At 56.3% G+C, this 12,906-nt stretch carries 8 protein-coding genes; 4 read left to right on the top strand and 4 right to left on the bottom strand.

The window, feature by feature from the left end:
- Positions 1–527 precede the first annotated feature (527 nt).
- Together SD425_RS08860 and SD425_RS08855 are read right to left on the bottom strand one after the other, a co-directional pair.
- Positions 528–1,529 (bottom strand): glycoside hydrolase family 43 protein, encoded by a 1,002-nt coding sequence (locus SD425_RS08860; RefSeq protein ID WP_324677573.1) that lies wholly within the window; start codon positions 1,527–1,529, stop codon positions 528–530.
- Positions 1,530–1,707: 178 nt separating this feature from the next.
- Positions 1,708–2,568, bottom strand: a complete 861-nt coding sequence (locus SD425_RS08855; protein ID WP_324677571.1) for a phytanoyl-CoA dioxygenase family protein — start codon at positions 2,566–2,568, stop codon at positions 1,708–1,710.
- 487 nt (positions 2,569–3,055) lie between these two features.
- Here SD425_RS08855 and SD425_RS08850 point away from each other — a divergent pair, with 487 nt between their 5' ends.
- Both SD425_RS08850 and SD425_RS08845 read left to right on the top strand, forming a co-directional pair.
- Positions 3,056–4,771 carry an FG-GAP-like repeat-containing protein gene (locus tag SD425_RS08850; protein ID WP_324677569.1) on the top strand — a complete coding sequence of 572 codons (1,716 nt, stop codon included), beginning with the start codon at positions 3,056–3,058 and terminating at the stop codon, positions 4,769–4,771.
- Between the two features lie 138 nt (positions 4,772–4,909).
- Entirely contained in the window at positions 4,910–7,138 is a 2,229-nt protein-coding gene (locus tag SD425_RS08845; protein WP_324677567.1) for a M3 family metallopeptidase, read from the top strand.
- 144 nt (positions 7,139–7,282) lie between these two features.
- Here SD425_RS08845 and SD425_RS08840 read toward each other — a convergent pair whose 3' ends face one another.
- Entirely contained in the window at positions 7,283–7,897 is a 615-nt protein-coding gene (locus SD425_RS08840; RefSeq protein ID WP_324677565.1) for a porin family protein, read from the bottom strand.
- Between the two features lie 82 nt (positions 7,898–7,979).
- The gene (locus tag SD425_RS08835; RefSeq protein ID WP_324677563.1) at positions 7,980–8,609 is read right to left on the bottom strand and encodes a hypothetical protein; all 630 of its coding nucleotides are present in this window, start codon (positions 8,607–8,609) and stop codon (positions 7,980–7,982) included.
- Between the two features lie 316 nt (positions 8,610–8,925).
- On the opposite strand from SD425_RS08835, the gene SD425_RS08830 reads away from it, so the two are divergent.
- Positions 8,926–9,384, top strand: coding sequence for a hypothetical protein (locus SD425_RS08830; protein ID WP_324677561.1), 459 nt, complete (start codon positions 8,926–8,928; stop codon positions 9,382–9,384).
- 126 nt (positions 9,385–9,510) lie between these two features.
- Positions 9,511–12,888, top strand: coding sequence for a DEAD/DEAH box helicase (locus SD425_RS08825; protein ID WP_324677559.1), 3,378 nt, complete (start codon positions 9,511–9,513; stop codon positions 12,886–12,888).
- Positions 12,889–12,906: the final 18 nt, after the last annotated feature.

The following is a 12,906-nucleotide window of genomic DNA, read 5'->3' as shown; positions in this document are numbered from 1 at the left end:
GGCAGCAGCAAAAAGCGGCGCTCAAAACCAGCTAGCAGAACGAAAAAGGCGCCTTTGCCAGGAGGCAAAAACACATCTACCTAGCCAGACAGAAGGTGCGGAGAAAGGGCTGGAAGAAAATTCCACGGGGATACTGCGCGACTTTGCGAACGTTACAGATTTCGCGAAAAATATTTTTGGAGCTAGCCTAGCTGCCCTCTTCTGCATCCTAGCTCTCAACTCTACTCTGCTCCCCCGCCTATCATTCTGAACCGGCATTCCGCGCATCAAGCGGCGTGACCTTCTCACGCTATAACGACAATTATAATTACGACTCGTTCAACCGATACAAGGTCACGCCGCTTGATGCGCGGAATGCAAGCTCAGGATGACAGGCGGGGGAGGTTATTGGAATAGCAAGAAAACAAAGAAGCCCCAGCGCAGCGGCCCAACTCATTCGAGAGAGTGCCGCCTGCTGGGGCTCGGTTTCTTTGAAATGCGCTTCCGCACCTAGGTTTGGAGCCTAGCTCACAAACTCATTATGCAGCTTACTCCGGCTTGCCAAAGTAGGGCGAGCCGTCGGCGTTCCAGGTAAAGGGCTTGGCCCGAATCTGCCTGGCCCAGCCGGCTTGACTGCTGCGGGCGGCGTGGTACACAATGTAGTCTTGCCCTTCAATCTGCACGAACGAGGCGTGACCGGGGCCGAAAATGGTGTCGGTTTTGGAGAAGACTGGCTGGGGTTCCTTGCGCCAGGCAGCGGGGTCGAGCGGGTCGCCACCTAAGTAGGTCAACTGCCCCAAGCAGTAGTCGTCGGTCCAGCTGCCGCTGGCGGAATAGATGATAAAGATGCGGCCGTTGCGTGCTAAGGCTTGTGGGCCTTCGTTCACGTGCGGGTAGCCGTGCTTTTCCCAGTCATACTCGGGCCTGGAGATACACACCCGGTCGGAGGCGATGGTCCAGGGGTCGCGCATTTTGGCGATGTAAATGTTCTGGCTCGTGTTGGTGAAGCCTTCCCACCCCGACCAAATGAAGTACTTCTCGCCGTTGTTAAGCAGCAGCACCGAACCATCGATGGCCCACCGATCCGTTGGGACTTCTAGCTTGCCTTGCAGCTCGTACTCGCCCTGCGGATCATTGGATAGCGCCTGTAGCACGTAGAGCCGCTCCTCTCCTAGCTTGGCATTGTAGAGAGCGAAATAGATGAATAGCTGCCCATCAATTACTTGCAGCTCCGGCGACCAAATCTCGACGAACGTTGGCGTAACGCCCTGCTTGCCGGGCCACACCTGCACCAACTCAGCATCGGCCATCTCCCCTAGCTCGGAGAACTTGGCTACCATGATCTTTTGCTTCGTCCGGTCGACCGTGCAATAATACAAGTGGTCTTGATACGTGATTACCCACGGGTCTTCGCCGTCGGTTACCAGCACGCGCGTTTGGTCGCCGCTGGGTGGTAGCGCCCGCGCTCGTTCCGTCAGCTTGTTGATCTCATCTACCGTCATGGGCGACAGTTGCGCCTCCTGGTAAATGTGGTCGTCGGGAGTATGCATACGCGTGATGATGAGGCTTGTGACCTAGGAATGAATTTTAAACTCGTCTGTCATCCTGAGCTTGCGAAGGACCTTCTCACGCGTGAACGAGTCGTTGTCATGCCTGATGTTCTAACGTGAGAAGGTCCTTCGCAAGCTCAGGATGACAGACGGGTTTGAAAGTTTCAACGTTTGATTCTTACGCCTCACCCATCATCAATCCCTCAATGGTGTGGCCTTGTACAATAGGCTCCAGCGCATCGACTAAGCGGCAGGTAAGGTGCTGCTTAAGGCTTTCGGGCAGGGTGGTGTAAAAGGCATGGGTAATTTGCAGATCGTGCCGCTCCGCGTTGTTGGCGCCCGGCGCGTCGACACCTAGCACCAAGGCTGGACGAGGCTTGTCGGAGTTGTTCGCCGTGCCGCGGTGGATGGTCAGGGCCGAACGAGCCGAGATGTCACCCATCTGCGGCATCTTGCGCTGGGCCCGCTGCTCGTAGCGCGGACTGTTGCTCTTGGGCGGAAACATGCCGTGCTCAAAGCCGATGGGCAAGTCCCACTGCGTGCCGGGGGCAATTTCAAACGGGCCCATGTCCTCGTACACATCCACCGTTGTGAGGTTGAAAGCCAAGGAGTTGAGCCGCCGGCCAACGATGGTATCTTCCGGCGCGGGAAAGTCGCGGTGCCAGGGCTGGTGCACGGCGCCGGGGTTGGGCACGTCGAAGCCAATTTCCACAATCTTGTATTCTGGCCCTAGCACGGCCTCGCAAACGGCCACCACCCATGGGTGCGTTGCTAGCTCCACAAAACCGCGGATGTCTTCTGGGTGAATCTCAACGTAGTGGCGCTTAGGTCCGCGCCCGATGGCGCCGCCAGGGCGCTTCAGGGCTTCCTCGTACAGCTTGGCAATGTCCTCCCCTAGCTGCTGCGCCCACTCACGCGAAAAAGCCCCTTTGAATCCGATAATCCCGTCGCCGTACAGGCTGCCCATAATTTGGGCTACATCGTAGGCGGGTTGGGTAGTTGCTGCTACCGACTGTTCTACTAGCTGTTCTGTGTTCATGATGCTGTTGTTAACTCATTGTTCTTCAGAATACTATTTCACTCCTAGCCGCTATTTTGTGTAACCTACCACCTTCCTCGAAAGCCTAGCACTGGCGTCTTTTACGCCAACTACGTGCTTGCTCAACCCATGTGCCGCCGAACGCCGGAGAGAACTGGCTAGCCTCTTAGTGTATACGGCTTCGAGCTGTTGTCGATGCGTTATCGAAAGCCTACTGGCATCACGCAGATTTGGTATTCCTAGCTATATCATCTCCTTCCATTCACCCGCAAATACAACGTGCTAAACGAAGCTAGGTCCGTTATTTTCTCGTGGGCACATTTATTTAATATAAAAATATATTTATTTAAATCAATTAGCTAGGTTCGCCGTATAACTACCTTCACTACCAGCCTGCACAACAAACGCTACAACGTTCGCCCAGTATCCTGGCGCAGTTCTTTTTGTCTATCAATACGCTAGCTAATCCGCTCTTTACTTCGCTATTATGCAAACACCCTTACTGCTGAGCGGCATTCTCCTTTTAACACTAAACGCGCAGGCCCAATTTCAGGTACAGCAGTTCGACCCGGCCCGTAACGCCAACGCTGCCCCGTGCGCCACGACCGTGCGCCTGACGTACAGCCAGGATGTGTACCCGAGCACCGCCGCCAACGTGCGCGTATTCAGTCAGCAAGCAGGCGGGCGCAAAGCGGGCATCGCTACGGTGACAGGCCGCACCATTACGTTTAACCCCACCACGAACTTCAAGCCGGGCGAAACCGTGCTGGTCACCTCTCCCGCTTCGGTACTCAGCAGCACCGAAACGCCCAGCAAGCCCTGGGTATTTCAGTTTACAACCCAAGCAAAACCTAGCGTGGGCACGTTCGTGGCGGGCCCCGAGGCAGCGCTGGGGTTCAGCCCGAGCAGCATGGCGGTGGCCGACGTCGATGGGGATGGCGACCTAGATATACTGGCGACAAACAGCAGCCCTAACTGGGTGAGCGTTCACCTGAACAACGGCAAGGGCGGCTTCAGCGAAGATTGGACGGAAAGCGGCGTGGGTCGGGGCCCCAAAAGTCTCCACACCGCGGACTTTGACAACGACGGTGACCTAGACTTTGTCGTGATCAGCGGAGGAGGCAACGGTGCTAATGCAACGGTGTGTTTGAATGATGGCACGGGGCACTTTCCGAGCCATACGTCAGTAGATGTTAGTTTTACCACCACTACCGACCGGATCGTTACCATCGGAGATGTCGACGGCGACGGCAATCAGGATCTGATCATCGCTGCTGATCGGGGCCTTTTTGTCAGCCTGAATAACGGGGCGGGTCGCTTCGGTGCGCTGAGCCCGAAGCTAGCCCTCGGCCAAGCCACTGCCGTCGACATGACTATCGCCGACATCGACAACGATGGCGACCTAGACCTGCTGGTCGCGACTACCTCCGCTCATCAACTTCGAGTGTTGCTCAATAACGGGGCGGGTCAGTTCAGCAGTGCCTACGAAGTGAACCTACCCGCGTCGCCGTCAGCCCTTGCCGCCGCTGACGTGGACGGCGACGGCGACCTAGATGCTCTCGTGGCAACCTATGCTAGCACCACCGCGCCGGGCGCGGTAACACTGCTGCGTAATAACGGTTCTGGACTTCTTAACAACGAAGTTGCCATACCCGTAGGAAAAACGCCCAGCGGCCTAGCCTTGGCTGACGTAGAAGGCGACGGTGACCTCGATCTGCTCACCGCCAACGACACCGAGGGTACTGTAAGCTTATGCCGCAACGATGGCCAGGGCACCTTCAGCGCCGGCTCGGAGCTAGCCGCCGGCAACTATGCAGCGGGTGTGCTAGCAGCCGACATCGATGGCGACGGCGACCTAGATCTGCTGACCCGCAACCGCATAGCCGATAAGGTCCGTGTCCTTTTCAACGGATCTTCTGTGTTGGCGGCGGCTTCGGGCCAGGCGGTGGAGGCCGCTCACGTGTACCCCAACCCCGCCCAGGGTGCTTTCACGGTGGCGTACACCGCTGCCGCTGCCCAGCCCGCCACGCTTACCTTGGCTGACCCGTTGGGGCGCTTGGTATTTCAGCAATCGGTGCGGTTGGTGGCAGGACATAACCAGTTTCCGCTCTCGGCCGCAACGCTGCCACAAGGAATTTATCACCTCACGCTTACCCCCGGCGAATCGTTAGCGATAAGCCAAAAAATAATGATTACGCATTAAACGGCTCCTTTTTTCTCCATTACCACGACACCAACCAGTGCAACAGCCTCGACTTAGATCGGGGCTGTTGTGTTTATACCCAGTCGGTTTTGTACTATCTTCAGGGCTGCATTTCTGCGAAGACCTGTTTTTTCTCTTATGTCTATTTCCTTCACCTCTTTCGGTGGCCGGCGCTTTTTACCGGTGCTGCTCACCGCTAGCCTTACTGCTACCGTGACTCTTACCCCTAGCTTTGCCCAAAACCAACCCGCGACTGGCTTCGCGGTTCGCGCCGATAATCCGCTGCTCGCCTCGTGGTCGGGCCCCTACGGCGGCTACCCGGCCTTCGACAAGGTGCAGGTAAGTCAATTCAAGCCAGCGCTGGAAGCAGCCATGGCGCAAAATCTGGCGGAGGTTCAAGCTATTGCCAACAACAAGCAAGCACCCAACTTCGAGAACACCATTGCCGCAATGGAGCGCGCCGGCAACACGCTAGATCAGGTGCAAACAGTATACGGCATCTGGTCGGGCAACATGAGCAACCCCGAGGTGCAGGCGGTGCAACGCGAAATGGCGCCCCGCATGGCCGCCTTCAGCGACCAAATCACCCAAAACGAAGCGCTGTTCAAGCGTATCGAAGCGGTGTACAACTCGCCCGATAAGAAGAAGTTGACGCCTGAGCAGCAGCGCCTGGCCTATGTGTACTACAACAACTTTGTGCGCGCTGGTGCCAAGCTCGACACTAAAGCCAAGACGCGCCTCTCGGAAATAAACCAAGAGTTAGCTGGGCTCTTTACCAAGTTCAGCCAAAACGTATTGGCCGACGAAAATGACTCGGTGCTGGTGCTGAAAACGCCCGCCGACCTAGGTGGCTTGCCTCAATCCTTGCGCGACGACGCCGCGAATACGGCCACGGCTCGCAAGATCACGGCGCCTGGTGTCATTGCTAACACTCGCTCCTCTATTGAGCCCTTCTTGACCTACTCCGATCAGCGCAAGCTGCGCGAGAAGGCGTGGCGCATGTTCTACAATCGCGGCGACAACGGCGGCGAGCACGACAACAACGCCCTCATCACCCAAATTCTGCAATTGCGCGCCGAACGGGCCAAGCTGCTGGGCTACAAAACCCACGCTCACCTGCGCCTCGACAACACCATGGCCAAAACGCCTGAAGCGGCCATGGCTCTAATGGAGGAAGTGTGGGTGCCCGCCGTAGCGCGCGTGAAGGAAGAAGTAGCGGATATGCAGGCACTTGCGAAGAAAGAAGGCGCTCCGGCCAGCTTCAAAATTGAGCCCTGGGACTACCGTTACTACGCCGAGAAGGTGCGCAAAGCCCGCTACGACCTCGACCAAAACGAGGTGAAAGAGTACTTGCAGCTCGACAAAATGCGCGAGGGCATGTTCTGGGTTGCCGGCGAAATCTACGGCTTCGCCTTCACGCCTGTGACCGACGTGCCCGTCTATCACCCCGATGTGAAGGTGTGGGAGGTGAAAGACAAAACCACCGGCAAGCACCTAGGTCTGTGGTACTTCGATCCATACGCGCGGCCCGGCAAGCGCTCTGGCGCTTGGATGAACGCCTACCGTAAGCAGGAGCGCCTAGATGGCGAAATAGCCACTATCGTGTCGAACAATTCCAACTTCGTGAAGGGCAAGGACGGCGCGCCTACCCTCATTTCCTGGACCGACGCTACGACCTTGTTCCACGAGTTCGGCCACGCCTTGCACGGTCTCTCATCCAACGTAACCTACCCGACGCTATCAGGCACCAGCGTAGTGCGCGACTACGTAGAGTTCCCGTCGCAGGTGATGGAAAACTGGCTGCCCACGCCCCAGGTGCTCCAGCGCTTCGCGGTGCACTACCAGACCGGCAAGCCCATCCCCCAGGCTTTGGTCGACCGCATCGAAAAGGCGTCGACCTTTAATCAGGGCTTCGAAACGACTGAGTTCCTGGCCAGCGCCCTCATCGACATGAAGCTGCACCTAGCCGGCGACCAGAAGATTGACCCCGATAAGTTTGAGCGCGAAACCCTGACCCAGCTTGGCATGCCCAGCGAAATCGTGATGCGCCACCGCACGCCCCAGTTTTCGCATGTCTTCTCCTCCGATGGCTACTCGGCTGGCTACTATAGCTACCTGTGGTCGGTGGTGCTGGCGTCCGACGCATTCAGCGCCTTCACCGAAGCCAGCGGCCCTTACGACAAAGCCGTGGCAAAGCGCCTAAAAGAGAAAATTCTCTCCGTCGGCAACACCGTAGACCCCGCTGACGCCTACCGCAGCTTCCGCGGCCGCGACCCAAAAATCGACGCCCTGATGAAAGAACGCGGCTTCCCGATGAAGGGCGCTAGCAAAGCGCCAGACAAGAAAGCGGCTAGCAAGAAAAGCTAGGTTGCTGAAGGGTAGAGCTTCACGCGAAAGGCAAGCTCGTTAGTTGTCACAAAAACCCATAGTAGCCCTGGTTGCCGCAGCAGCCAGGGCTTCCTTTGTTTACAATAACAGGTAGGGTTTCGCTCAATTCTACCCAATAAAATCTTAGCGGCGAGTGACCAAGTAGCTCAGCTGAAACTGAAAAGCAGCGTTGTGGAAGCGAATGGGCGTAACGTTCTTTGGCACTTGACGCACATGCGTTAGACCAGCATTGTAGCGCACCCCTATACCTAAGCCATTTTTCAATTCGTAGCCGACACCAGCAACGTAACCTAGCTCCCACCGCCGATAAGGATCTAGCTTATTAGGATCACGGTTGTTGACTATAGGACTGTAATCTCTGATGTCGAGCAGATAGCCTATCTGTGGTCCTGCCTCCAGCACCAGACCGCCTGCCTTGATTTTGGCCAGCAAAGGCAGGTTCAAATAATGTAAAAGTACGCGGGTTGGAGAGCTGACGGTATTGTTGGTCATCCAGTATCCCTTGCGGGAATACAGCAACTCAGTTTGAAAGGAAAAGAAGCTGTCCGACGTGAGAGGCACATTCGCAATCAGCCCTGCAACGGGGCCCCAAATAGCTTCTGGTTTAGTAGCGTCGGGCCCAGCGGCCGTTGAGAGGTTAGCACCGGCCCGAATGCCATAGCGAAACCCTTGCGCCTGCGTGTTTGCGCCCCAAAGACTGCAGATTAGCAGCAAACCGGGGCCTAAAAGCTTTCTCATAATTAGGAGGAATAGGTAAAGAAGTATAGAATGGTGTTTCAACGATCATCTTACTTCGTATCATATAGGTGTAGCCGCTTATTTACTTTATCCGCCAACCCACTTGTAGTCCCCAGTTTAACCCTCCGCGGTAAGCTCGCGGGTTGGGCCGGTTAGCGGAGGACCGACGATAGATATTCATTCCCGTGAACGTATCAGCCACTAGATGCTTGCCGAATGACCATTGGCGACCTAGCACTAGTTGAGGTTGCACGTTCAGCCGTGTTTCATCCCTGTTTTGTTCTACGTAGCGAGTATGGCGTTCCCAACTAGCCTGATAGGAACCGTGCAGATTGAGAGCTGTGTACCAGCCACCCAGCGCCCGATGCGGGCGATGACGGCGAAAATAATAGCGGAGCTGTGCGTCGGTCGTAAAGGTACGTTGCCGCCAATTTGAGTGGTCTTCAATGAGAATATCGGCCTGATCGTAGTAGGTATTACTGCTTTCGAAACTAACGTTCCAATACCCAATACTGCCTAACACTGCGAAACGAGGCGACAATTGCCGTTCGTAGGTAGCAGCAACGCTTACAGGCCTAATATCGAGTAGCCCTACTTTAATCAGTTGACTAGGGTAAGTAGTACGCGTTGAATCCGCAAGCGAATACAATGTAGCAGCAGAGCTGTCAAGAGACGACAAACCAATAACAGAGATGAGGATAGCTTTAAGCATATAGATAAGGCAATAGCGTTAAAAATTATATGAACTAAATTATACTTAATATTAATAATACTCATATCAGTTTTCAATCTACCTGTCTGTTCGACACATATTTATAATCCTTCGCTCGGCCGGATTTAATAATTCGGTTGTCAGGAGTTGGGGGTCTTTAATCCCCATCTGCACAGCGAACAGGCTCGCCAGAATAGCCCCAAACGGCGTGGTTCCAGAGGATCGCAAATTCGCCGCTATTAAGAGCTTGATTACAAGTCTTGCTTAGCAGCGAAACACTTATCTTGCTGGCCGTCTACTTCAATCTTTATACGCTATGATTTCAAGTTTCCGCACCCTACGCATCACGGCTTCCCTGCTGGTACTCACGTCCTTTGTGGCCTGTTCGAAGAAAGATGCTGAACCCGAATATATCGGCACCAGCTGGACCGCTGACGGCCAGGAGACCAAGACAGGTGGAAGCACGCAAGTAAACACTGCCGATATTTATCTATCAATTAATCAAGCTGGAGTTGGTAGCACAATAACACCTGGCCTCTACCTCATCATCCCTAAAAGGGTAGGTACCTATGATCTGGCAGTAAGCAGCAACGGCGCACAGGCCTCATATACCAGTGAAAATCACCTATTTACGTCCACAAGTGGCACAATTACGGTAACAACCCTGACGGCAACAGCGCTCAAGGGCACTTTCACCTTCACGGGCACCGACAAATTCAGTACTCCCTCAACTACCAAAACCATCACCAACGGCAAATTCAATTTGCAGCTGTGAGTTGCCCTGGCCGCGGCAGGCTGCCTTATGTAACGCGGACTACAAAGTTCGCGCTATATAAGGCAGCCTCTGCTTCTTCGCTCAGCAACGCATTTTAGGTACCTTTCAGGTTCGTAACCTAGGTGTATGTCGCAGCAGCCCGAACTTCAGCCTCTTTCCGAAAACGAACCGGACCCGCACCAGTACACTTTTGTGGCGGCTACCGTTGCCACACTCAGCCCGGCCGACGTGGCCCGGCACTGCCCACCCGGATTCTTCGCCGACAACCGCGCCTTAACCGCTATTCAGCCCAAAAGCCTCACGATGGAAGCCGGCGCATTTGGCAGCTCGGAGCTAGGTTTCCCGACGGTAACGGTAGAGCAGCAGGCGCACGACCTAGTGCTAACCTGCGCCTGCTCAACTCCGAAAACAACCTTGTGCGAGCACCAAGCCCAGGTCCTACTCAGCATCCTGCAACGCCGGGAGCTGCGCGTGTTCTTCGACCCTAGGGTGCGCCGCGAACTGCTGCAAGCCACCGCCCGCGACTACGGCCTGGAAAACGCCCCCGACCTCGATGCTTACTTTCAACTCACGTATGCTCGCCCCTCGGTGGTAGTCACGCCGCGCGACGCGGGGCTGTGCCCCGTGACGACGGCTACCAAGCAGGAGTTGGTCAGCCAACTCCTGCGCCCGCAACCACAACCTAGCCCGCCCGCGACTAACACGCAACGGTTTATCATCTTCAGCAAGCACAAGTACTACGGCCACCTCACCATTCAGCTAGCCGAAGCTAGCTTCACGGCCGCGGGTAAGGTCAAGAACCCCGTGACGGTGCTCAACCCGCTGGATGCTAGCTGGCATACCAACGACGTAGCCGAGCTGAAGTTCTACAGCGGCCTCGCCCGTTTTCAGAACAACTACGACGATGCCCGCTCTGTGGCGGCGGTGGAGGCATTGCGTGCTATTCTGCACAATCCGGCCGGGTTGCCCGTGTTTGTTCACAACCCGAGCGTGTCGGATAAGCTTACGGCGCCGGCCCTCACGCCCTTGCAGTTGCGCCACGCACCAGTGGACCTGCGCTTGTCGGTAACCGAAACCGAAGACTTCTACGAGGTAGTTGGCCACTTGCTCCTTCACGATCAGCCCGTGGACCTGAAGGACCTAGCTATTCGGTTCGAATACTTTGTAGCGGCCAATAACGCACTATACCTGATTGAAAGCCAAGATGTGTGGCGCGTGATTGAGTTCTTCTCGAAGCGCAACAACACCCTGCTGATTCACCGGAGCAAGTTCGCGGAGTTTCGACGCGATGTGCTGACCAACCTCGAAGATCAACTGCACGTGCACTACGCCTACACACGGCCCGCCACCCCGCAGCAGGTCGTCAGCCACGGCTTTGATCAGGCGCCGGAGAAGCTGCTCTACCTCACCGATGCCGGTGCCCACGTGGAGGCGCTGCCCGTGATGCGCTACGGCACGCGTGAGGTGTCAGTGCTCTCGCGCCGGCAGCTTTTTGGCGTCGATGAGCTAGGTAAGCCGTTTGCCTTGCAGCGCGATACGGCCGCCGAGCTGCACTTTATTACGGCCTTGCTGCGCCACTACCCCGACTTCCGGGAGCAGCTTCAGCAGGCAACCTTGTACGTGCCCAAGGCGCTGTTTCTGGACGAAGAATGGTTTCTGGCAGCCTTCGAGGACTGGCAGCGCGAGCAAATCACCATCCTAGGTTTCAACCAACTCAAGAACAACACGCTGAACCCCAACCGCGCCCGCATTACGGTACGCGTGACGGGCGAAACGAACTGGTTTGAAACTCACCTAGGCGTGCGCTTTGGCAAGCAGAAAGCAACCCTGCGACAGCTCCAACAAGCCATCCGCAACCGCAGCCACTACGTGCGCCTCGACGACGGCACCCGTGGCATTCTGCCCCAGGAGTGGGTCGATAAATTTACCCGCTACTTCGCGGCCGGCGCCGTGGTGGAAGAAACGATCCGCACGCCTAGCATCAACTTCTCGGCCATCGAGGAGCTGTATGACCCCGAGTTGCTGGCCGCTGAGGCACAGGCAAAGCTAGCTTTGTACAAGACTGCCGTGGCCGATTTCGACAGCATCGAGCCCGTAGAGGTGCCCGCCGATCTGGGCGCTACTCTGCGCGACTACCAGCGGCAGGGGCTGAACTGGCTGAACTTCCTTGACACCTTCGGCTTCGGGGGCTGCCTGGCCGACGATATGGGCCTGGGCAAGACGCTGCAAATGCTAGCTTTTATGCTGCTCCAACGAGCCAAAGGCCGTACCGCCGCCAACCTGGTAGTGGTGCCCACGTCGCTAGTATTCAACTGGCAGGCTGAAATTGAGAAGTGTGCGCCCTCCCTGCGCGTGCACCTGCTGCACGGCCCCGCCCGCCGCCACGACGCGGCCCTGTTCGACCACGCCGACATCGTGCTGACAACTTACAACACCGTCGTTTCCGACATTCGCCAGCTGCGGGAATATCGGTTCAACTACGTAGTTCTGGACGAGGCCCAAGCCATCAAAAACCCCGATTCGCAGCGCTACAAAGCCGCTTGCCTACTGCAAGCCCGCAACCGGGTGGTGCTCACGGGCACGCCCATCGAGAACAACACGTTTGATTTGTATGGGCAGCTTTCCTTCGCTTGCCCTGGTCTGCTGGGCAGCAAACAAAACTTTCAGGACCTCTTCGCCGCCCGCATCGACAAGTTCAAGGAATCGAAGCCTCTACGGGCCTTGCAACGCAAGATCAGCCCATTTGTGCTGCGCCGCACTAAAGCCCAAGTGGCCCGCGAGTTGCCCGACAAAACCGAAATGGTGATTTACTGCGAGATGGGCGACGAGCAGCGCCGCTTGTACGAGGCCTGCAAAAAGGACTTTCGCGACCTACTCCTAGGCAAGCACGAGGAAACGCGCCTAAAAAGCAGCGCCCACGTGCTGCAAGGCCTCACCAAGTTGCGGCAAATCTGCAACTCCCCCACCCTGCTCCCCGACCAGGAAAGCTACGGTCACCAATCAGCGAAGCTGGAGGCGTTGGTGGAGGAAATCCGCAACAAGGCCCCGCAGCATAAAATCTTGATCTTCTCACAGTTTGTGAAGATGCTCGACCTAATCGGGCATGCCCTCCGCGCCCACGACATTCCGTTTGAGCAGCTGACCGGCCAAACGAAAAACCGCGCCGCCCCCGTCGAGGCATTTCAGCAGGAGACCGGGGCGCGTGTGTTCCTCATCAGCCTGAAAGCCGGCGGCACCGGCCTGAATCTGACCGAAGCCGACTACGTCTACATCGTGGACCCATGGTGGAACCCGGCTGTCGAGAACCAGGCTATTGACCGCAGTCACCGCATCGGCCAAACCAAAAAGGTCGTCGCCGTGCGCCTCATCTGCCCCGACACGGTGGAGGAAAAAATCATGCACTTGCAAGAAGCCAAACGCGACCTAGCCTATGAGCTGATTAAAACGGATGCTGGGCTGGTGAAGTCTTTGACCCAGGAAGAGTTGCTGGAGTTGTTCACGTGATTATTAGGCACTATATCA

Source organism: Hymenobacter sp. GOD-10R, assembly GCF_035609205.1.
Classification (GTDB): domain Bacteria; phylum Bacteroidota; class Bacteroidia; order Cytophagales; family Hymenobacteraceae; genus Hymenobacter.
This window is presented reverse-complemented; position numbering and strand designations above follow the sequence as displayed.